This is a genomic window from uncultured Barnesiella sp. (genome assembly GCF_946496565.1).
Classification (GTDB): domain Bacteria; phylum Bacteroidota; class Bacteroidia; order Bacteroidales; family Barnesiellaceae; genus Barnesiella; species Barnesiella merdigallinarum.
In genome coordinates this window covers 87,417-106,885 of sequence record NZ_CAMMHD010000008.1, presented here as the reverse complement: position 1 = coordinate 106,885, position 19,469 = coordinate 87,417, and the positions used below count along the sequence as shown (strand labels likewise).

Annotated in this window: 23 protein-coding genes and 1 riboswitch; of the genes, 5 read left to right on the top strand and 18 right to left on the bottom strand. The window is 55.6% G+C overall.

Going from position 1 to position 19,469, the window contains the following annotated elements; all coding sequences use genetic code 11:
- Window positions 1-71 precede the first annotated feature (71 nt).
- The 10 genes from Q1K76_RS06015 to Q1K76_RS05970 form a co-directional block, all read right to left on the bottom strand.
- Entirely contained in the window at window positions 72-2,012 is a 1,941-nt protein-coding gene (locus Q1K76_RS06015) for a M56 family metallopeptidase (RefSeq protein ID WP_300131837.1), read from the bottom strand.
- Window positions 2,013-2,024: 12 nt separating this feature from the next.
- Window positions 2,025-2,390, bottom strand: coding sequence for a BlaI/MecI/CopY family transcriptional regulator (locus tag Q1K76_RS06010; protein ID WP_300131835.1), 366 nt, complete (start codon window positions 2,388-2,390; stop codon window positions 2,025-2,027).
- Between the two features lie 200 nt (window positions 2,391-2,590).
- Window positions 2,591-4,027, bottom strand: coding sequence for an MFS transporter (locus Q1K76_RS06005; protein ID WP_087407570.1), 1,437 nt, complete (start codon window positions 4,025-4,027; stop codon window positions 2,591-2,593).
- A gap of 33 nt (window positions 4,028-4,060) precedes the next feature.
- The gene (locus Q1K76_RS06000; RefSeq protein ID WP_087407569.1) at window positions 4,061-4,585 is read right to left on the bottom strand and encodes a hypothetical protein; all 525 of its coding nucleotides are present in this window, start codon (window positions 4,583-4,585) and stop codon (window positions 4,061-4,063) included.
- Window positions 4,586-4,608: 23 nt separating this feature from the next.
- The gene (locus Q1K76_RS05995) at window positions 4,609-4,851 is read right to left on the bottom strand and encodes a hypothetical protein (RefSeq protein ID WP_258327271.1); all 243 of its coding nucleotides are present in this window, start codon (window positions 4,849-4,851) and stop codon (window positions 4,609-4,611) included.
- A gap of 14 nt (window positions 4,852-4,865) precedes the next feature.
- Window positions 4,866-5,504 carry a 3'-5' exonuclease gene (locus Q1K76_RS05990; protein WP_300131832.1) on the bottom strand — a complete coding sequence of 213 codons (639 nt, stop codon included), beginning with the start codon at window positions 5,502-5,504 and terminating at the stop codon, window positions 4,866-4,868.
- 5 nt (window positions 5,505-5,509) lie between these two features.
- The gene (locus tag Q1K76_RS05985) at window positions 5,510-6,160 is read right to left on the bottom strand and encodes a DUF5063 domain-containing protein (RefSeq protein WP_300131829.1); all 651 of its coding nucleotides are present in this window, start codon (window positions 6,158-6,160) and stop codon (window positions 5,510-5,512) included.
- A complete protein-coding gene (gene nadD / locus Q1K76_RS05980; protein ID WP_300131826.1) occupies window positions 6,160-6,750 on the bottom strand; it encodes a nicotinate (nicotinamide) nucleotide adenylyltransferase in 591 nt (196 codons plus the stop codon). The genes Q1K76_RS05985 and nadD overlap by 1 nt, the downstream gene beginning before the upstream one ends.
- A gap of 4 nt (window positions 6,751-6,754) precedes the next feature.
- Window positions 6,755-7,330, bottom strand: coding sequence for a guanylate kinase (gmk, locus tag Q1K76_RS05975; RefSeq protein WP_087407564.1), 576 nt, complete (start codon window positions 7,328-7,330; stop codon window positions 6,755-6,757).
- Window positions 7,330-8,202: a YicC/YloC family endoribonuclease gene (locus Q1K76_RS05970; protein WP_087407563.1), complete on the bottom strand. Its 873-nt coding sequence runs from the start codon at window positions 8,200-8,202 to the stop codon at window positions 7,330-7,332. Before Q1K76_RS05970 ends, gmk begins: the two co-directional genes overlap by 1 nt.
- 163 nt (window positions 8,203-8,365) lie before the next feature.
- Between Q1K76_RS05970 and tsaB the strand changes: the two genes are divergently transcribed.
- Genes tsaB through Q1K76_RS05945 form a run of 5 tightly spaced genes read left to right on the top strand, consistent with a single transcriptional unit; the run spans window position 8,366 to window position 12,248 of the window.
- Window positions 8,366-9,058 carry a tRNA (adenosine(37)-N6)-threonylcarbamoyltransferase complex dimerization subunit type 1 TsaB gene (gene tsaB, locus Q1K76_RS05965; RefSeq protein ID WP_087407766.1) on the top strand — a complete coding sequence of 231 codons (693 nt, stop codon included), beginning with the start codon at window positions 8,366-8,368 and terminating at the stop codon, window positions 9,056-9,058.
- 25 nt (window positions 9,059-9,083) lie between these two features.
- Entirely contained in the window at window positions 9,084-9,692 is a 609-nt protein-coding gene (locus Q1K76_RS05960; protein WP_087407562.1) for a DUF4290 domain-containing protein, read from the top strand.
- 48 nt (window positions 9,693-9,740) lie between these two features.
- Window positions 9,741-11,045, top strand: coding sequence for a UDP-N-acetylglucosamine 1-carboxyvinyltransferase (gene murA / locus Q1K76_RS05955; RefSeq protein WP_300131822.1), 1,305 nt, complete (start codon window positions 9,741-9,743; stop codon window positions 11,043-11,045).
- Window positions 11,046-11,061: 16 nt separating this feature from the next.
- On the top strand, window positions 11,062-11,580 hold the full coding sequence (rimM, locus tag Q1K76_RS05950) for a ribosome maturation factor RimM (RefSeq protein WP_087407560.1): 519 nt from the start codon (window positions 11,062-11,064) through the stop codon (window positions 11,578-11,580).
- A 23-nt stretch (window positions 11,581-11,603) separates the two neighbouring features.
- Window positions 11,604-12,248, top strand: a complete 645-nt coding sequence (locus Q1K76_RS05945; RefSeq protein ID WP_300131818.1) for a nitroreductase family protein — start codon at window positions 11,604-11,606, stop codon at window positions 12,246-12,248.
- Between the two features lie 275 nt (window positions 12,249-12,523).
- On the opposite strand, the gene Q1K76_RS05940 is transcribed toward Q1K76_RS05945, so the two are convergent.
- The 8 genes from Q1K76_RS05940 to thiD form a co-directional block, all read right to left on the bottom strand.
- A complete protein-coding gene (locus Q1K76_RS05940; protein ID WP_300131815.1) occupies window positions 12,524-13,213 on the bottom strand; it encodes a HesA/MoeB/ThiF family protein in 690 nt (229 codons plus the stop codon).
- Entirely contained in the window at window positions 13,213-14,322 is a 1,110-nt protein-coding gene (thiH, locus tag Q1K76_RS05935; protein ID WP_087407558.1) for a 2-iminoacetate synthase ThiH, read from the bottom strand. The genes Q1K76_RS05940 and thiH overlap by 1 nt, the downstream gene beginning before the upstream one ends.
- A 116-nt stretch (window positions 14,323-14,438) precedes the next feature.
- Window positions 14,439-16,142 carry a phosphomethylpyrimidine synthase ThiC gene (gene thiC, locus Q1K76_RS05930; RefSeq protein WP_300131810.1) on the bottom strand — a complete coding sequence of 568 codons (1,704 nt, stop codon included), beginning with the start codon at window positions 16,140-16,142 and terminating at the stop codon, window positions 14,439-14,441.
- A 23-nt stretch (window positions 16,143-16,165) separates the two neighbouring features.
- Window positions 16,166-16,936: a thiazole synthase gene (locus Q1K76_RS05925; protein WP_087407556.1), complete on the bottom strand. Its 771-nt coding sequence runs from the start codon at window positions 16,934-16,936 to the stop codon at window positions 16,166-16,168.
- Window positions 16,933-17,568, bottom strand: a complete 636-nt coding sequence (locus tag Q1K76_RS05920) for a thiamine phosphate synthase (protein WP_258327315.1) — start codon at window positions 17,566-17,568, stop codon at window positions 16,933-16,935. The genes Q1K76_RS05925 and Q1K76_RS05920 overlap by 4 nt, the downstream gene beginning before the upstream one ends.
- A 4-nt stretch (window positions 17,569-17,572) precedes the next feature.
- Window positions 17,573-18,163, bottom strand: coding sequence for a thiamine phosphate synthase (locus tag Q1K76_RS05915; protein WP_300131807.1), 591 nt, complete (start codon window positions 18,161-18,163; stop codon window positions 17,573-17,575).
- Window positions 18,164-18,186: 23 nt separating this feature from the next.
- Window positions 18,187-18,387 (bottom strand): sulfur carrier protein ThiS, encoded by a 201-nt coding sequence (gene thiS / locus Q1K76_RS05910; RefSeq protein ID WP_087407553.1) that lies wholly within the window; start codon window positions 18,385-18,387, stop codon window positions 18,187-18,189.
- Window positions 18,388-18,394: 7 nt separating this feature from the next.
- The gene (gene thiD / locus Q1K76_RS05905) at window positions 18,395-19,252 is read right to left on the bottom strand and encodes a bifunctional hydroxymethylpyrimidine kinase/phosphomethylpyrimidine kinase (RefSeq protein WP_300131802.1); all 858 of its coding nucleotides are present in this window, start codon (window positions 19,250-19,252) and stop codon (window positions 18,395-18,397) included.
- Between the two features lie 46 nt (window positions 19,253-19,298).
- A riboswitch (TPP riboswitch) is annotated at window positions 19,299-19,391 on the bottom strand.
- Window positions 19,392-19,469 lie beyond the last annotated feature (78 nt).

Genomic DNA, 19,469 nt, shown 5'->3' with positions numbered 1-19,469 from the left:
AACAAAAACAATCAGGGCTGTGTTCTCACGAGCACAGCCCTGGTCTTTTTTCAGTCGGAGGTATCGTTTATTTATTTCTTCTTTCGAGTCGTGATGATGAGAACATTATCATTCTCTTTAGCTCCGTACTTCTTATTAGCCTCTCCGCCTTTCAGCACTGTAATACTGGCAATGTCGTTGGGGCTTAACTTGTTGAACTTCTTTTCCGAAACCTTTTTGCCGTCGACAACATAGATGATATTGGGTATCTGTTTGACGTAAGCCGACACCGAATCGGTGTGGTGGTTGAGGGTAGAGAGGGCATTGATGCCTTTCTCGTCGATGGCTCGGGTGATGGAGTCGGCATTGGCGCTTATCCGGGCCGAGAGGGCCTCGATGCGAGCCATGGCTTCAGGCGAGAGTTCTTTCCCCTCTTTGGTGACGGCCACCTCTGCACGAATGGAGTCGGACAGGGCTTTTACCTGTTGCTGCCAATTATTCAGCGACGACTTTTTCGAATGGATAATGATTGTATTCTCTCCGTTGTCGTTGAGTATCGAGATGTTTCCGACCTGGCCCGACAGGTTGAGCTTTTCCATATCCTCGGCCGAGACCTCCTTGCCGTTGATGATATAGGAGAACTTGCCTGACGAGAGATTGTCTATCACTTCGGCCGGGACTTTCTTCCCGTTGATGACATAGTAGCTCGTTTGGGAGCCCTGTTTCCCGTCGTTCGAGAGGGTTATCTTCATCGGTTGGGTATCGTCCGACTCTTTCGTACTGATGAGCAGGGCTCCACCTTTGGCTTCGTCGCCATACTTCTCGACAGCCATTTTCCCTTTGAGCACCGTGACACTCTTTATCTGGTCGGGTGAGAGTTTGTCGATCTCTTCGCGCGAGACTTTCTTCCCGTCTACGATGCAGAGTGCACTATCCATCGAGGCCGGTTTCCCGTTCTCGGTGATATTGATTTTCAGTTTGTTCCCCTGGCTCGAGTCGCCCGATTCGTCGATGTTGACGTTCAGGGTGTTTGTCTGGTTCGAGTTGCTGGCAGCGGTGATGACCATTTGGCTCTGGTCGGTGGCCGATTGCGAATCGACCTTGTCGAGCATGGCCAGCAGGTCGGTCGAGGCGATTTCGTCGAGGCGTTCCGATACTTCGGGGCGGGCGAATACCGTGACGGTACAGAGTGCGACGGGTATCACATAGAGATACTTCCAGGTCGCTTTGCGGTTGGATTTCTTTTTGAGCATCATAGTAATACGTTTATTAAGTTTGTTGTGATTGAAGTGATTGGTCACGCAGTAGAATTTCGAGCCCACCGATCGCTTGATGAGCAGCAGTTGGTATTGCCGGGCATCGATGCCCTGGTCGATTACCTCGGCATCGGCCTCGTATTCGTGCACGGTTTGCAACTCGCGTTTCAGCAGCCAGGCGGCAGGATTGAACCATTGCAGCCAGGTACAGAGGTCGGCCACCAGCAGGTCAAGGGAGTGGCGCTTGCGTATGTGGGCCGACTCGTGCAGCAGTATCTCGCGGCTGTGGGCGGCATAGTCCTCCTCGGAGAGGACAATCCGGCCGAACCAGCTGAAGGGTGCAATAGACCGGGGCAGGACGATAATCTGCCGACTTTCGTCGTCGGTCACCCGGCGGCCGCTACTCATGAGTCGCAGCAGGCGCACGATGGTAACAATGTAGCGGGCAACGAAAAACACCACACCGGCCCAGTAGAGGGCTATCGCTACCACGAGGGCCACGGGCACCGGGGCGGTTGTGACTTCGACTTCGTCGGTCACATAGCTGAAGGCCGACAGGTTGTCGAGTATCACGACGGTAGCGGGGGGCACACTTTCGCTCTCGGCAAACAGCGGCAGATGGCACAGCGGTAGCACGAACGAGAGGGGGATGAGGCAGAGCAGCGCCACCCGGTTGTAACGGTAGAAGGTCTCCCGGCTCAGCAGAATGCTGTAGAAGAGAAACAGTACCGCCAGGCAGACGGCCGACTGGAGTATGTAGACAAAAAATGCACTCATGGCTGGGCGGTTTTATTTTTCACTTCCTCGTTCCACTTTCTCGATAAGCTCTTTCAGCTCCTTCAGCGAGATGTCCTCCTCCTCGATGAGCGACGAGACCACGCCCAGATAGGAACTGTTGAAATACTTGCGCACTACCTGACGGAGGGTCCCCCGACGGAACGACTCTTCGCTCACGGCGGCGTAGTACTGGTAGGTTTTGCCGAATGCCTTGTGGGCCAGATAACCTTTCTCTTCGAGTCCCCGCACGATGGTCGACAGGGTGTTGAAGTGGGGTTTGGGCTCGTCGTAGAAATCGAGCAACTCTTTCACGAACAGGGGGCCTTTGTGCCAGAAGTAGTTCATGATTTCTTCTTCTTTTGCGGTAAGTCCTTTCATAGGTTTTCGTTTTTCTCTTTGCAAATAAACTAAAAGTTTTAGTTATTCGACTAATTTTTATAGTTAATAAAACTAAACCGCGTAGTTTTATAACTATATTTTTTAGTTGAATAGGGGTGATAACAAGATGCGGCAGCCGGTTCCGGTACCGACTGCCGCATGTATAGGGCTTGGAATGAGCCGATTGAGTCGTCTTTATGTTACTTTTGGATGTTAGGTTCTTCGAGGCCGTATCCCCGTTTCTTGTCCTCGACCTTCAGCCACAACCCGAAGATGAGCGCCAAGACTCCTAGGCTGGCAAAGATGAGCATCGGCACGGTGTAGTTGTATTGCAGCGGGTCGGTGATACCGGGGTTCGACATGCGCAGTGTGGCACCGATAATCATGGGGAAGGAGTAGAGACCGATGTTCTGAATCCAGAAGATAACGGCGTAGGCCGAGCCCAGCAGCTTGTTGTCGACCAGCTTGGGTACCGAGGGCCACAGCGAGGCCGGTACCAGCGAGAACGAGATACCCAGCAGGATGATGGAGAGGTAGGCCACAATCACGGCGGTGACGGTACCTTTCAAGGCGGGCAGCACCAGGGCGAATACCAGGTGGCAGGCAATCATGAGCACGGCACCGAAGATGAGCATGGTGGCACCTTTGCCTTTATGGTCGAGGAAGTTGCCCAGGATGGGGGTGATGGCTGCGGCTCCCAGCGGGAAGACGAAGAACACCCAGCCGGCCTGTTCGGCCGTATAGCCCAGGTTGCATTGCAGCATGTTGATGGCATACTTCTGGAAGGGGAAGATGGCCGAGTAGTAGAGCACGCACAGCAGCGCTACCAGCCAGAACACCTTGCTCGAGAAGATATATTTGAGGTCCGAGATTTTGAAGGGATCGTCTTTCTCTTCGCCGCTTTCGCCCATCTGTTGCTCGAGTTTCTTGTCCATGAAGGCGTAGGTGATGAAACAGATGAGGCCGATGGCCAGCAGAATCACGGCCACGAGTACGGGGCGCGATACGTCGACCGGGGCAAACTTGTTGGCCAGTACCGGCGAACCCAGTACCACCACGGCTACACCCACACGGGCGATAGCCATCTCTACACCCATGGCCAGAGCCATCTCTTTACCCTTGAACCATTTGACGATACCGCGCGAAACGGTGATACCTGCCATCTCGACACCGCATCCGAAGAACATGAAGCCGATGGCCGACATTTTGGCCGAGGCGGGCATCCCTTCGTAGAACGGGGTGACGTTCCACCACTCCAGCGGCAGGTTCATAAAGCGGTTCATAAAGGCCTCGGCCCCACTGCCGATGAAGGCATTGCTCACGGCGTAGTAGTTGATCGAGGCACCTACCAGCATGACGGCACCCGAGAGTATGGCCGTGAAACGCACACCCATCTTGTCGAGTATGATACCGGCAAAAATCAGGAAGAATACAAATACGTTCAGAAAAGTTTCGGAACCGGCGTAGTGGCCGTAAGCATCGGGCGACCAGCCTCTCGTGTTCTGTAACAATTCTTGTAGAGGCGAGAGTATATCCATGAAGATATAGCCGAAAAACATGGCGCTCGCCAGCAGGACAAGAGCCGTCCATCGTACGGCTGGGATGTCCTTCATCAGTTGAGTCATTTTTTCTGTCATTGTGTTATGTGTTTTGATTTATCGATTCGCTGTTTAGAAATAGACCGAGAGGCCCACCTTCAATCCATACTGGTCGAGTTGGTCGGTGAAGCTGTGTTTCCAGTAGAGAGCCGGGTCGAGCGATATGTTGTGGCTCACGAAGATGGCGTAACCCAGTTCGGCGCCCACATAGAGATAGTCGTCGCAGGCCGACGATTCGTCCTTGGGTTTGTACCAGGCGTGGGTATATCCCGTATTCACTCCGATGAATAGGGTGGTGAGGGTATAGTATCGGATACCCACATTCAGATCTATGTTGTTGTCTCGGTACTCCTTGTTCCACGAAAAGTTGCCGCCGACTCCTACATAGAACAGCAGGTTGTTGGCGATGAAATTACCCGTTTCGACCTGCAGTCCCAGGTCGAAAGTTTCGTTACCTGTCTCGCGGGTGTGGGTGCTGCCCAGGTTGAATCCGCTGATTTGGGGGTTGACAATCCAGGTATTTTTCAGAATCTGGGCCGATGCGGTGCCCGATAACGCTGTGATAACCGACAGGATAAGAAGAACTTTTTTTACCATAGTCGTGGAGATAAATGAGTTTTTTATGAGTGGTGGTCGTCGCGCATGGTACGGCGATCCATGACATCTTGCTTTTGGCGGCGCTCGTTACGAATCTTCTCGCGGCGTTTCAAGGCCCATCGCAAGGCCAGAATAATCAGGAGCGTAAAGCCGATGATGCCGAAGTATTCCCAATAGTTGCCGCTCAGCAACATACCTCGACCGAAGTAGGCCATGACGGCCAGATAGATAACCAGGAGCAATGCAATAATGTCGTACCGTTTCATTTGTAATAAAATAGTTAGAGTGTTGTAGGGGGTTGTTGTAATATCGAGGGAAATTGGAAATCTTTCGATTTGAGGGCCTCGTAGATTTTGATGCAGCTCCAGGCGTCGGTAGCGGCATAGAGTTGTTGGCTGTCGGTCAGGTGGTCGGCCTCCCAGTTGGAGAGGCGTTGTCCTTTCGAAATCTTTTTCCCGATGACGATGGCATAGATTTTTTGCAAACTCTGGTCTTCGATGCCGTATCGTTTGACAAATTTCTGCAACTCGACAAAGTTGCGCGGAGTGAATGGCCCGCTGTTGAGTCGCCCCAGCATGCAGAAGTCGTCCTTGAGCGAGATACCCACCTTGAGCAGGGTTTCGTCTTCGAGCAACCGTTTCAAGGCCGGGGTGAACCCGATGCGGTTAAGCCGGAACAGGTAGCAGGTATCGTGGGTCGAGAGTTGCATGAGGGCCACGTGGTTGCTCTGTCCCTTCTTGAATGTCGGTCGGGTTTCGGTATCAAACCCGATAATCGACTCGTGGCTCAGACATTTGGTAGCTTCGGTTACCTGGGCTTCGTTGTCGACCACGACGATTCGTCCGGGGAATGATTCGATAGGTAAAGTTGCAATGATTTCTTTACTAATTTTTATTTTGTCAGAAGTCTCGTTATCCATAAGCGTTAATCCACATCATCGTTGAGTTTGTCGAAAATATCGTCGTCCCCTTGTTGATGACCGAATATATCGGTGTAATGGTCGTCAGCCGTTGACCGATGGTGGTGATGACCGCAGTCGCATGTGTCGTCGTCATCGTCATCGTCGTCGTGCTGCGAATATTTTACATGGTGCAGCGCCCGCAGTACATTGACCAGTTGTTGCCCCCAGTAGGAGACAAAGTTTTCGTAGCAGATGTAGAGCGACTCGAGCATTTGCGGCTCGTTGCCCAGGCGATATACCGAGATAAAGTCTTTCAAGTCTTGATAGATGTCGGCGAGCCCTTCCGAGATGCTGGCCGCCAACGGGCCTTCGCTGTATTCCATGCCCGACTGGAACACCTCCAGGTAGTTGTCGTCTTCGCCCAGGAGGCTCTCGATGCTCATGCGCACACTCTCGTACATGCTTTCGGTCACGAAACGTTCGGTATAGGCCTCCTCTTCGGGTTCTTCGGGCGAGAGCAGGGTAGCTTTGAGGTAGAGCAGCGGAAGTATTTTTATGATTTTATCGATAAATTCATCTTTTTCCAGTTCGGGAGTACGTTCGAGGAAAGCGCAATATTCGGCACCTACGGTGACAAATTCGATAATATCTTTGGAATAGATGCGTTCGTCCATTACTCGTTGTTTTTATAAAGTCTGTGGTTGATAATGTATGTATATACCGACTGGGGTACAAAATAGTTCATGTTTTTGCCGGCGGCGATTCCCTGCCGTACCTGGGTCGACGAAATCTCGATGAGGGGAGCCCGGCAGTACCGCACGGTAGGGGGGAGCTTCGCCTCGTCGATGTCGTAGCCCCGGCGGGGATAGATGCACACCCGATACTCGTCGACGATGCGCCGGCTCTCGCGCCACCGGTCGAAGAGCAGCCAGTTGTCGGCCCCGATGACGAGGGTGAACTCGCGGTCGGGGTAGAGGCTCCTGAGGTGGTCGAGCGTGCGAATCGTGTAGGAGGGCAGGGGGAGCGAAAACTCGATGTCGGTCGCTACGATTTTGGGGTTGCCGGTCACGGCCAGCCGCAGCATTTCGAGGCGCTGGCGGTCGGCCTCGGGCGACAGCTTTTCCCGCAAGGGGTTCTGGGACGTTACCGACATCCACACCTCGTCGAACCCCTCGAACTCGCACAGGTAGTTGGCCAGTATGAGGTGCCCCGTGTGGACGGGGTTGAACGTGCCTGAAAAGAAAGCTGTCTGGATAGGTTGCATGGGTTTAGGGTTTGTCGAGGAATTGCCGTATGGTCTGGTAGGCCTCTTCCTGGGCTTTTTCTAAAATGTCGTTGACGATGATGTGGTCGAACCGCGGGGCAAACGAGAGTTCGTATTCGGCCTTGGCCACTCGGCTGGCAATCACCTCGGGGGCATCGGTAGCCCGGTGTTTGAGCCGCTTCTCCAACTCCTCGATGCTGGGCGGTTGGATGAAGAGGGCCAGTGCCTGGTCGCCGTAATACTTCTTGATGTTGAGCCCGCCTACCACGTCGACGTCGAAGATGACGTTGCGGCCACTGTCGAGTATGCGCTCGACCTCGCTCTTGAGCGTGCCGTAGAACTTGCCGGCATACACCTCTTCATACTCCAGAAACTCGCCGTTGGCGATACGTTGTCTGAACTCTTCGGGCGAGATGAAGTAGTATTCTACGCCGTTCTTCTCGGTGCCTCGCGGGGCACGGCTGGTGGCCGAGATCGAGAACGACAGGTTCAGGTCGCGGTTCAGCAGCGATTGTATGATGGTCGATTTGCCCGACCCCGAGGGTGCCGAGAATATAACCAGTTTGCCTCTCTTTTCCATTACATTACGTTTAATACTTGCTCTTTGATCTGTTCCAACTCGTCTTTCATGCGTACGACGATGCGTTGCATTTCGGCCTGGTTCGACTTGGAACCGAGCGTGTTGATTTCGCGACCCATCTCCTGGCTGATGAAGCCCAGCTTCTTGCCCTGGCCCTTGCCGGCCTGCATGGTCTCGAGAAAATATTTCAAGTGGTTGTCGAGCCGGTGCTTCTCTTCGTTGATGTCGAGTTTCTCGATATAGAAAATCATCTCCTGCTCGAACCGGTTTTTGTCGTAGTCGAAGTTGTCGATTTTGGTCAGGGCGTCGATGATGCGTCCCTTGATTTTTTCGATGCGCTCCTTCTCGTAGGGCTCCACCTCCTTCAGCAGCTGGGCAATGTTGGCAATCTTCTCTTCAAAGAGGTGTTGCAGCATGGCCCCCTCCTGGATGCGGAACTCCTCGAGGTGGGTGATGGCCTCGTCGACCGCCTTCTTCAGAGCGTTGATTTCGGTTTCGTCGATTTCCTGGCTATCGGTACTCAGGGCGTCGGGCAGGCGCAGCAAAATCGAGAAACAGTCTTCGGGCATGGCAATGCCCAGTTTTTCCGAAGCCTCTTTCACCTGCTGGTAGTAGCCCTCCAGCACCGGCACGTTTATCTGGGCCGAGGTTCCTTTGCCTATCGACTCGCTGTATACCAGAAAGTCGACTTTACCCCGCTCCAGCCGCCGGGCAATCTCCGAGCGAATCTCCATCTCCAGCTCTCTGTATTGTTGGGGAATGCGGGTCGACAAATCGAGCTGCTTGCTGTTCAACGATTTTATTTCAACGGTTATTTTTTTGTGCGGCAGTTCCACCACGGACTTACCGAAACCGGTCATCGATTGTATCATGTCTGTAAATGTTTTTGCAAATTTAATCTTATTTCCGATGCCAAAGCAATATTATTGAAAAAAAAGAGCTATTTTTGTACACTCATTAACGCGATTGTAATACGTTTGTTTACCTTTTTGCCCGGGGAAAGGGCAGAGAGGCAGTATGTTTACCGATAAAATTATGCCGAATATTCTACATATAGAGACCTCTACGTCGGTCTGCTCGGCCGCGCTCTCTTCCGACGGAGTGGTACAATGCCATTTCGAGAACTTCGACGGCCCCTCGCACGCTTCGCTGCTGGGAGCCTATGTAAAAGAGTTGATGACCTTTGCCCGCGACAAGTCGATAAAGGTCGACGCCGTAGCGGTGAGCAGCGGCCCGGGCTCTTACACGGGGCTGCGCATCGGGGTCTCCGAGGCCAAGGGGCTTTGCTTCGGGCTGAAGGTGCCCCTTATTGCCGTACACACCCTCGAACTGCTGGCTTGCGCCACCATGTTTAAAACCTATTTCGACGAAGATGTGTTATATTGTCCCATGATCGACGCCCGTCGCATGGAGGTCTATACCGCCGTCTACGACAATGCGCTCAACGCCGTGCGTCCCGTGCAGGCCTGTGTGGTCGACGAAAACTCCTTTGCCGACTTGTTGGCCGACCGTCGTGTCGTCTTCTCGGGCAACGGAGCTGCCAAGTGCAAGGAGGTCATCCGCCACGAGAATGCCATCTTTGTCGACGACATCGTACCCCTGGCTACCGATATGCTGGCACTTGCTGAGCGGGCTTACCGGCAAGGTCAGTTTGAGGATGTGGCCTATTTCGAGCCCTTCTACCTGAAAGAGTTCATCGCCACCACTCCCAAAAACAAAGTATTGTAAATAAAGAAAATCATATAGAGAGATTATGCAATATACCTCGGACTTAAAGAAACTGATACTGCCTGAGTATGGGCGTAACGTGCAACAGATGGTCGACCACTGCATGACTATCGAGGATCGTGCCGAACGTACCCGTTGCGCCAATACCATTATCAATATTATGGGTAACCTCTTTCCTCACTTGCGCGACATCGACGACTTCAAGCACAAGTTGTGGGACCACCTGGCCATCATGTCCGACTTCAAGCTCGACATCGACTATCCCTACGAGATTGTCAAAAAGGAGAATCTGCATACGCACCCCGATGCTATACCTTACCACACGACCCCCATCAAATACCGTCATTACGGTAAAATCATGGAGGGGATGTTGAAGAAGGCCGAGGAGATGCCTGCCGGACCCGAGCGCGATGCCCTCGTGTCGATGCTGGCCAACCACATGAAGAAACTCTACTATCAGTGGAACAAGGACTCGGTCGAGGACGAAAAGATTTTGAAGGATTTGCGGGAGTATACCCACGGGGTAATCGACCTCGATCCCGCCACCTATCACCTGCGCGATGTGAGGGAACCCGTCGTGCAGCCGCAGCGAAACAACAAGTCGAAAAATAATTCGAAAAAAGCGGGTAAATAACCGCTTTTTTTTGTATCTTTCCCTCATTAACCTTAATAGAGAAAGAGTATGGCATCTTTTATTATTGAAGGCGGGCATCGTCTGAATGGAGAGTTGATACCGCAAGGAGCTAAGAATGAGGCATTGGAAGTCCTTTGTGCTACGTTGCTCACCCCCGAAGAGGTGAAGATATACAATATCCCCGATATTCTCGATGTAAACAACCTCATACAACTGTTGCGCGACCTGGGCGTGACGGTGAAACGTATCGGGTTGAATGCGTACAGTTTCAAGGCCGATAAAATCAATCTCGATTATCTCGATACCGACGAGTTCCTGCAGAAGGGAGCTGCCCTGCGGGGGTCGGTGATGATTATCGGGCCGCTCATTGCCCGCTTCGGCTATGCCGTATTGCCCAAGCCGGGGGGCGACAAGATTGGCCGCCGGCGTCTCGATACGCACTTTCTGGGTATCCAGAAACTGGGGGCCACGTTCACCTATTGCCCCAAGGCACAACGCTACGAAATCAAGGCCGACAAACTCACCGGCAGCTACATGCTGCTCGACGAGGCGTCGGTGACGGGTACGGCCAACATCCTCATGGCTGCCGTCATGGCCGAGGGCGACACTACCATCTACAACGCGGCCTGCGAACCCTACCTGCAACAGCTCTCGAAGATGCTCAACCGCATGGGTGCCCGCATCGAGGGCATCGGCTCCAACCTGCTCACGATTCACGGCGTGTCGTCGCTCAAGGGGTGCGAGCACACCATTCTGCCCGATATGATTGAGGTGGGCAGTTTCATCGGCATGGCTGCCATGACCCGGTCGGACATCACCATCAAAAACGTGTCGTACAACGACCTGGGCATTATCCCCGACAGCTTCCGCCGGATGGGTATCACCGTCGAGCAAAACGGCGACGACATCCACATCCCCGAGCACGACGGGTACGAGATAGAGACCTTTATCGACGGCTCTATCATGACCTTCGCCGATGCGCCGTGGCCGGGACTTACCCCCGACCTCCTGAGTGTCTTCCTCGTGGTGGCTACCCAGGCCAAGGGCAGCGTGCTCATCCACCAGAAGATGTTCGAGAGCCGACTCTTCTTCGTCGACAAGCTCATCGACATGGGGGCCCAGATTATCCTGTGCGACCCGCACCGCGCCGCCGTCATCGGTCAGGCTCACGCCCACACGCTGCGGGCTGCCAACATGGTATCGCCCGATATCCGGGCCGGTATCGCGCTGCTCATCGCCGCCATGAGTGCCGACGGTACGAGCCGCATCCACAACATCGACCAGATAGACCGGGGCTATCAGGACATCGACAAGCGGCTCAATGCCATAGGGGCGCGCATCACCCGGCTGTAAAACAAGAGAAACAATCATGATAGAACGTGAAGAACTGATAAAGATAGGGCGGTTCAACAAACCGCACGGGGTGAAGGGGGAGCTCTCCTTCACCTTTACCGACGATGTGTTCGACCGCACCGACTGTCCCTATATCGTCTGCGAAATCGACGGTATCTTCGTCCCCTTTTTCATCGAGGAGTATCGCTTCAAGAGCGACACTACGGCCTTGATAAAGCTCGAGGATGTCGACAATGAGACCGAGGCCCGGGCCTTCTCGCTGCTCGATGTCTACTTCCCCAAATCCTACTACGACACGGAGGCCGAAGAGGAGGCCCCGAGCGACTACTTCATCGGGTTTACCGTCGTCGACAGCGAGCTGGGCGAGTTGGGCAAGATTGTGGCCGTCGACGACTCGACCGAGAATGTGCTCTTCGAGATAGACCACGCCGGCCGCGAGCTGCTGGTGCCGGCCGTTGACGAGTTTGTGAGCGAAATCGACGAGGAGAACCGCCGGCTCTACATGAGTATTCCCGAGGGACTGCTGACGCTGTAAACTTAAAAAAAAACAGACAAGATATGATGAAACGAGTTTTATTTATTTTTCTGGCCGTGTGGTTCATCTTCACGGTAGTCGTGTTCGTGATGTTCTTCTCGACCACCAAGAGCGATTCGAAGAGCAGCGGCGAGGGTATGCCGGTACTCGAGGCTATCGAAACCCGGGCCAGTGTGCGGGCCTATACCGACCAGGCCGTGGAGCCCGAGAAAATCGAGCAGATTCTGCGCGCCGGCATGGCGGCACCTACTGCCCGCAATCAACAGCCGTGGGCCTTTGTGGTTATCGACGACAAGGCGCTGATGACCCAGTTGGCCGACTCGCTGCCCAATGCCAAGATGCTGGCATCGGCTCCGGTGGCCATCGTGGTGTGCGGCGACTTGAGCAAAGCCATCGAGGGCGAGGGGGCTACCTATTGGATACAGGATGCCTCGGCCGCTACCGAGAATATTCTGCTGGCCGCTCACGGTCTGGGGCTGGGTGCCGTATGGACGGGTGCCTATCCCGTGATGAGCCGGGTAAAAGCCATTCGCTCGGTACTCGGTTTGCCAGCACAGATTATCCCGCTCAACGTCATCCCCATGGGTTATCCGCAGGGCGAGACGACACCCAAGGATAAGTGGAAACGCGAGAACATTCGCAAGAACAACTGGGCGAATGCTTATTGATAGAATAAAAGTATGTAATCAAGAAAATTTCTTAGCCATAATGAGTAAAATCATCGAAAAATTGCGCAAATACAGAGTGCTGCGATTGTTTTTTATTAGATTCCGGCTTTTTAATTTTGGTGGTAAGCAACGATGAAGATCGAATATCGAATTGACTTATAAACGACAGCCTCGGCAGAAAATCGCCGAGGCTGTCGTTTTTGTTTCTATGTCAACGCTCTATTGGTTTTGGAAAACCTCTTTTGAGCCATACAACAGACTATGAGCCTAAGAACTCATAGTTCGATAATCTGGTGCTGCAGGGTGAGCAGGTTGGTCCAGTAGAGTTTGCCGCTCAACACCTCGCCGCACCCGGCAATTATCTTGATGGCTTCGGAGGCTTGCAGGCAACCGATGAGGCCGGGAATGGACCCGACCACGCCGCCCGGTTGCGGCACAGGCATTACTGCCGGGCGCGGGTAGAGGTCGCTGTACCGGGGGCCTCCCCGGTAGTTGAATACCGACACCTGTCCCTCGAAGGCGGCGATGGAGCCGTAGACGTAGGGCTTGCCCTGGCGGGCACACTCCTCGTCGATGAGGTAGCGCGTGGCCGCATTGTCGCAGCCGTCGACCACCAGGTCGTAGTTGGCCACGAGTTCGGCGGCATTTTCGGCGGTAAGCCGGGTGGGGTAGGTCTCGATGCGGGTCGTGCTGTTCAACTCCGACAGCCGCCGGCGGGCACACTCCACCTTGGGGGCTCCCACCTCGGCCTCGGAATAGAGCACCTGCCGTTGCAGGTTGCTCAACGAAACCACGTCGTCGTCGACCAGTCCCAGGCAGCCTACACCGGCCGCCGTCAGGTAGAGGGTGACGGGCGACCCCAGGCCGCCCACACCCACAATCAGCACTCGCGCCTGGCGCAGCCGCTCCTGGCCCGCTTCGCCTATTTCGGGGAGCATCGTCTGTCTGCTGTATCGCTCGTTCATCAATCGAAGATTTTATCCCAGTCTTTCCATACTACCTCGTAGCCCATGGCCTTGATGGCCTGCTCTACCTCGGCCGGGGTGCGTTCGTCGCTCACGGCAAATTGCTCCAGTGCCTGCGGATAGGTGGCGTAGCCTCCCGGGTCGGTCTTCGAGCCGGCACTCATCGAGGTGGCTCCCAGCGTGGCAATGTGGTTGCGGAAGTTGGGGTTCTCGCGGGTCGATACCGAAATATCCACGTCGTGGTCGAAGATACGGAAGGCAAAAATTAGCTGGGCCAGCTCCCGGTCGCTCATCACCACGTTGGGTTGGAAGTGCCCCTCCGACGGCCGCATGCGGGGGAAGTTGACGCTGTATTTCGTCTGCCAGTAATGCTTGCGCAGGTATTGCAGGTGAATGGCCATCATGGTCACGTCGGTGCGCCAGGGCTCCAGCCCGATGAGCACGCCCATGCCTATCTTGTGCACGCCGGCCTGACCCATGCGGTCGAAGCCGTTGACACGCCATTCGAAAATCGATTTCATCCCCTTGGGGTGATAGGTCTTGTAGCGATCCTTGTGGTAGGTCTCCTGGAAGCAAACCACACCGTTGAGACCCGACTTGGTGAGCCGGTAGTAATCTTCGCTCTTGAGCGGCATCACCTCGATCGAGAGGTTGGCAAAGTAGGGGCGGGCTACATGCAGAGCCCGCTCCAGATAGTCTACACCGGCATCGCGCGGATTCTCGCCGGTGACGATGAGCAGGTTCTCAAAGGGGCCCAGCTTGCGTATGGCGCGGCATTCGTTCTCGATCTCCTCTTCGGTGAGGATGATGCGAGAGATGGGGTTGTTGTGGTTGAACCCGCAATAGACGCAAAAGTTGTTGCACGAGTTGGTGATATAAAGCGGTACATACATCTGTATCGTTTTACCGAAACGCTCCTGGGTATAGCGCCGGCTCAGGGCGGCCATGGGCTCCAGATAGGGAGCTGCGGCCGGCGAAACGAGGGCCATGAAGTCGTCGATGGTCAAGTGCTCCTTGCCCAAGGCAATCTCCACGTCGCGGCTCTGTTTCGAGTTGATGCAGGCGGTTATGTCGTCCCAGGAATATTTTTCTAATTCTTCGGAAAACATCTTTCTTCTTTTTCTTTATTCAATCGTTGGTAGTTGGTCGATTTCTTTTCTATTCTCTCTCTTGTGGCGAGGCCGATGGCGCTGCGCCACCGGCACTCGCGGGTACACCGGGCGGGTTACTCCTTCTCGATGCAGTTGGTGATGTCTTGCGACAGCCGCATGGCGCAGAAGTTGGGGCCGCACATGGTGCAGTAGTTGCCGTCGTGGAACGAGCCCTGCTTGTAATACTCGAGAGCCCGGTCGGGGTCGAGGGCCAGGTTGAACTGGTCTTTCCAGCGGAACTCGTAGCGGGCCTTGCTCATGGCATCGTCGCGCACCTGGGCGCCGGGGAATCCCTTGGCCAGGTCGGCGGCGTGGGCCGCAATCTTGTAGGCGATGACACCGTTGCGCACATCCTCGCGATCGGGCAGTCCCAGATGTTCCTTGGGGGTGACGTAGCAAATCATGGCCGTGCCCAGCCAGGCAATCTGTGCGGCACCGATGGCCGAAGTGATGTGGTCGTAACCCGGGGCGATGTCGGTAGTCAACGGGCCCAGCGTGTAGAAGGGGGCTCCGTGGCAACTGCTCAACTGGCGGTCCATGTTCTCCTTGATTTTCTGCATGGGAATATGGCCGGGGCCTTCGATAATCACCTGCACGTCGTGTGCCCAGGCCTTCTCGGTGAGTTCGCCCAGCACGTCAAGTTCGAGGAACTGCGAGCGGTCGTTGGCGTCGTGTATCGAGCCGGGCCGCATGCCGTCGCCCAGCGATATGGCCACGTCGTACTGCTTGAGTATCTCGCAGATTTCGTCGAAGTGGGTGTAGAGGAAACTCTCCTGGTTGTGGATAACGCACCACTTGGTCATAATCGAACCGCCGCGCGACACGATACCCGTAAGCCGTTCGCCCACCAGGTCGGCGTGTGCCTTGAGCACTCCGGCGTGAATGGTGAAGTAGTCCACACCCTGCTCGCACTGCTCGATGAGCGTATCGCGGTAAATCTCCCAGGTGAGGTCTTCGACCTTGCCGTTTACCTTCTCGAGGGCTTGGTAGATGGGCACGGTACCCATGGGCACGGGGCAGTTGCGGATAATCCATTCGCGCGTCTCGTGTATGTGGTCGCCCGTCGAGAGGTCCATGAGCGTATCACCGCCCCAGTGGCAGCTCCATACGGCCTTGTCCACCTCCTCTTCGATACCCGACGAGAGGGCCGAGTTGCCGATGTTGGTATTGAGTTTCACCAGGAAATTGCGGCCGATAATCATCGGCTCGGTCTCGGGGTGGTTGATGTTGGCCGGGATGATGGCACGGCCGGCAGCCACCTCGTCGCGCACAAACTCGGGGGTGATGTGGCTCTTGATGCCCAATTGCTCGTTCATTATATTCTCGCGTATGGCCACATACTCCATCTCGGCGGTGACGATACCCTGGCGGGCATAGTACATCTGCGTGATGGCATGTCCCGGTTTGGCCCGGTAGGGGAGCGGTGTGTTTTTGAACCGTATCGGGTCGAGCGACGGGTCGTCGCGGCGGGCACGCCCGTATTGCGAGGTGATGTCGTCGAGCCGTTCCACATCGCCGCGGTCGAGAATCCACGACTCGCGCAGGCGGGGGATACCCCGGTTGATGTCTACCTCTACGGCCGGGTCGGTATAGGGACCGCTGGTGTCATACACATAGACCGGCGGGTTGGGGGTATGTACCCGTTTCCCGTTCTCGATGGTCACGGTGTCGGTCAGGTTGATCTTGCGCATGCCCACTTGAATGGGAAAGAGTTTTCCCGGTACATATACCTTCTCGGAACCGGGGTAGGAGTCTTTGATGATTTTTTGTGTATCCATAAATGTGTGAAGTTTCGAAGCGGTTAGTCCAGGAATGAAGTCAACGGGCTGCTGGCCTGGGCAAAGTGGTATTGGGCACCCAGTCCGGCTTCGTAGGCACGGCGGCCGGCTCGAACAGCCTCTTTGAAGGCGATGGCCATCTCTACGGGATTACCGGCCACGGCAATGGCGGTGTTCACCAGTACGGCGTCGGCACCCAGCTCCATGGCTTCGGCGGCATGCGACGGAGCCCCGATACCGGCATCGACGATGACGGGCACGTTGCTCTCCTCGATGATAATCTGCAGGAAGTCACGCGTGCGCAACCCCTTGTTCGTGCCGATGGGAGCCCCCAGCGGCATCACCGTAGCGGCACCGGCCTCTTCGAGGCGTTTGCACAGCACGGGGTCGGCCTGGATGTAGGGCAGCACTACGAACCCCATCTTGGCCAGCTGTTCGGTAGCCTTCAGGGTCTCTACCGGGTCGGGCAGAAGGTATTTGGGGTCGGGGTGGATTTCGAGTTTGATGAAGTCGGTCCCGAAGCAGTCGCGGGAGAGCTGGGCGGCAAGCACGGCCTCCTCGGCATTCCGCACGCCCGAGGTATTGGGCAGGAACTGCACCTTGGTGCGGTCGATGTGTGCGAGCATATCGTCGGTAGCTTCGTGGGTCATGTTGAGACGTTTCATGGCAACGGTAATCATTTCGGATTCCGAAGCCTCGATGGCTTTTTCCATCAATTCGTTCGAGCTGAATTTGCCGGTTCCGACAAACAGTCGGGAGGAGAATTCCCGTCCTCCAATCACTAATTTTTTCATGCTTTACGATATTGGTTGAGTAAATCTATAATCTTTCGGGTTTCGGCCTCGGGGTCTTCGGCCTGCAGGATGGTGCCCGACAGGGCGATGCCGGCCACACCCGTTTCCATAATGGCCGGAATGTCGTCGGCCGTGATGCCGCCGATGGCCACCACGGGAATCTTCAGCCCGTTGTCGCGGCACTGCTGCATGATGCGGGCATAGCCCTCGAGCCCGAGTATGGGACTCAGGTTCTTTTTGGTCTCGGTGTAGCGGAAGGGGCCGAGACCCACATAGTCGGCATCCTGACGTACGAGGTTCTGGATGTCGTCGAAGGTGTTGGCCGTACCGCCGATGATGTACTTTTCGCCGATGAGCAGGCGGGCCTCCGATACGGGCATGTCGAGTTTGCCCAGGTGCACGCCGTCTACGTCGAGGTCGGCCGCCAGTTGAGGATAGTCGTCGAGAACGAGTATCGCCTCGTGCTCCTTGCAGAGCGGAATCAGTTGCCGGGCCGTCTTCTCGACCTCTTCGAGGGGAGCCTCTTTCATGCGCAGCTGTATCCATTTGCAGCCTCCGTTCAGGGCGGCGACAGCGCCTTCGACAATGCCGAAGCGCAGGGTTTGGTGTGTAATGAATTGTAACATGACTATGGTGTTAAACAGTTCGTATTCGTTTCAGTCGGGCCACCACTCCCTCGGGGGTGGGGGCCTGCCACAGGTAGCCCAGCAGGGCTACTCCGCCGAAGTGCCAGGCCCGCACGGCAGCCATCCGTTCGGGGGTGATGCCGCCCAGGGCGATTACCCGCTCGCCGATGATGCCTTGGCTGGCGGCCTCCGTCAGCTCGTCGGGGATGAAGCCCGCGGTATATCCCTGCTTCGAGATGCTGTCGAAGAGAGGGCTCAGGAACTGATAGGCATACCCTTCGCCGTGGGCCAGCTCGGCGATGGTGTGGCACGAGCGCGATAGGGCGGGGGTGTAGCCGTCAGCCGGTGCGGGTGGCTCGGGGTTGCGACGGTTGAGGTGTACCCCGGCCAGCCGGTACGTTGCGGCCAGCTCGAAGTGGTCGTGCAGCACGATGCGGCTGTAGCAGCGGTCGGGAATCGTGCGCAACAGTTGCTCCACCTCGTGGTGCGAGGCCCCGGGTTTGCGCAGGTGCAGGCGGTCCAGACCGTGGTCGAGCAGAACGGCTATCAAGCACTCCTCGCCGGGCAGGAAACCTTCGGGTGTGATACCTATGTATTTCATCGCGTTACGTTCGGTTTTGCCGGTTATCCGCCGAAGGTGGCGCGAATGAGGGTAATCTTGTCGCCGTCGGCCAGTGTGCGGTTGCTCCATTCGCTCTTGGGTACCAGTTTGTTGTCGATGGCAATGGCGGTACCCTCGGCGGCAATCTGCTGCCGGTCGAGCCACTCTTTTACGGTGATGCCCTCGGGTACCTCGGTTTCGTTTTGGTTGATATATACTTTCATTGTTGTATCAATGAGTGGGTTTCTCTTTTTCGTTCAGTGCTTCGTTGTCCCGTGAGGTTAAAACACAGGGGGCGAACAGATGGTTTACGGCACCGTGGCCGTGGCCTATTGTCACGTCGGCCCCGGCTTGCAGAGCCTGGGTCAGGTAGTGCTTGGCGGCGGCAACGGCGTCGGGCAGCGTGCGGCCCAGGGCCAGGTACGAGGCAATGGCCGACGAGAAGGTGCAGCCCGTGCCGTGGGTGTTGCGCGTGGCAACCCGCGGCGAGGTGTAGCGCACCGGGTCGGCATGCGGGGTGAAGAGCAGGTCGTACGACTCGGCCCCCTCCAGATGCCCTCCCTTGATGAGTACGGCCCGGCATCCGATGCGGAAGAGCCGCTGGGCCGCCAGCTCCATATCCCGCTCGTTGGTAACGGGCAGGCCGCTCAGGATTTCGGTCTCGGGAATGTTGGGGGTGACGAGTGTAGCCCGGGGCAACAGCAGCGATTTGACCGCCTCGATGGCCTCCTCTTCGATGAGCCGGCAGCCCGAGGTCGATACCATTACCGGGTCGAGCACGATGTGGTCGAGGGGATAGTGCGCCAGACAGTCGGCAATGGCTTCGATGGTGGGACGGGCGTAGAGCATGCCCAACTTCACCGTGCGGCAGGGCAGGTCGTCGAGCACCGCCTCGATTTGCTGGTGCACGATGGACGGGTCGATGCCCTGGATGGCCCGCACTTCGCAGGTGTTTTGCGCCGTGATGGCGGTGATGGCCGAGGTGCCGAACACACCGATGGCCGACATGGTCTTCAGGTCGGCTTGTATCCCGGCTCCTCCGCTGCTGTCCGAGCCGGCTATGGTCAATACGACGGGATAAGTCTTCATACGGTTCGCTTTATCTTCGGGGGTAGCTTAAAACCGTATCGAAACAGATAGGACTATGAACAATTCCTGCGCCGGCATTATCCGTATCAGGTTCATAGGGTATGATCTCAGCCGCTTTTAGGCACCCCTTTGTTACACCACAAAGTTAGCTATTATTTTTTTCCCGAGGGATATACCCCAGGGTTTTAATAAAAATTAAGAGCTCTATATCTTGCTA

Bases quoted from the DNA above. Each gene is read 5' to 3' on its own strand.
- Q1K76_RS06015 (WP_300131837.1), bottom strand. From the start codon at position 2,012: ATGAGTGCATTTTTTGTCTACATACTCCAGTCGGCCGTCTGCCTGGCG.
- Q1K76_RS06010 (WP_300131835.1), bottom strand. From the start codon at position 2,390: ATGAAAGGACTTACCGCAAAAGAAGAAGAAATCATGAACTACTTCTGG.
- Q1K76_RS06005 (WP_087407570.1), bottom strand. From the start codon at position 4,027: ATGACAGAAAAAATGACTCAACTGATGAAGGACATCCCAGCCGTACGA.
- Q1K76_RS06000 (WP_087407569.1), bottom strand. From the start codon at position 4,585: ATGGTAAAAAAAGTTCTTCTTATCCTGTCGGTTATCACAGCGTTATCG.
- Q1K76_RS05995 (WP_258327271.1), bottom strand. From the start codon at position 4,851: ATGAAACGGTACGACATTATTGCATTGCTCCTGGTTATCTATCTGGCC.
- Q1K76_RS05990 (WP_300131832.1), bottom strand. From the start codon at position 5,504: ATGGATAACGAGACTTCTGACAAAATAAAAATTAGTAAAGAAATCATT.
- Q1K76_RS05985 (WP_300131829.1), bottom strand. From the start codon at position 6,160: ATGGACGAACGCATCTATTCCAAAGATATTATCGAATTTGTCACCGTA.
- nadD (WP_300131826.1), bottom strand. From the start codon at position 6,750: ATGCAACCTATCCAGACAGCTTTCTTTTCAGGCACGTTCAACCCCGTC.
- gmk (WP_087407564.1), bottom strand. From the start codon at position 7,330: ATGGAAAAGAGAGGCAAACTGGTTATATTCTCGGCACCCTCGGGGTCG.
- Q1K76_RS05970 (WP_087407563.1), bottom strand. From the start codon at position 8,202: ATGATACAATCGATGACCGGTTTCGGTAAGTCCGTGGTGGAACTGCCG.
- tsaB (WP_087407766.1), top strand. From the start codon at position 8,366: ATGCCGAATATTCTACATATAGAGACCTCTACGTCGGTCTGCTCGGCC.
- Q1K76_RS05960 (WP_087407562.1), top strand. From the start codon at position 9,084: ATGCAATATACCTCGGACTTAAAGAAACTGATACTGCCTGAGTATGGG.
- murA (WP_300131822.1), top strand. From the start codon at position 9,741: ATGGCATCTTTTATTATTGAAGGCGGGCATCGTCTGAATGGAGAGTTG.
- rimM (WP_087407560.1), top strand. From the start codon at position 11,062: ATGATAGAACGTGAAGAACTGATAAAGATAGGGCGGTTCAACAAACCG.
- Q1K76_RS05945 (WP_300131818.1), top strand. From the start codon at position 11,604: ATGATGAAACGAGTTTTATTTATTTTTCTGGCCGTGTGGTTCATCTTC.
- Q1K76_RS05940 (WP_300131815.1), bottom strand. From the start codon at position 13,213: ATGAACGAGCGATACAGCAGACAGACGATGCTCCCCGAAATAGGCGAA.
- thiH (WP_087407558.1), bottom strand. From the start codon at position 14,322: ATGTTTTCCGAAGAATTAGAAAAATATTCCTGGGACGACATAACCGCC.
- thiC (WP_300131810.1), bottom strand. From the start codon at position 16,142: ATGGATACACAAAAAATCATCAAAGACTCCTACCCCGGTTCCGAGAAG.
- Q1K76_RS05925 (WP_087407556.1), bottom strand. From the start codon at position 16,936: ATGAAAAAATTAGTGATTGGAGGACGGGAATTCTCCTCCCGACTGTTT.
- Q1K76_RS05915 (WP_300131807.1), bottom strand. From the start codon at position 18,163: ATGAAATACATAGGTATCACACCCGAAGGTTTCCTGCCCGGCGAGGAG.
- thiS (WP_087407553.1), bottom strand. From the start codon at position 18,387: ATGAAAGTATATATCAACCAAAACGAAACCGAGGTACCCGAGGGCATC.
- thiD (WP_300131802.1), bottom strand. From the start codon at position 19,252: ATGAAGACTTATCCCGTCGTATTGACCATAGCCGGCTCGGACAGCAGC.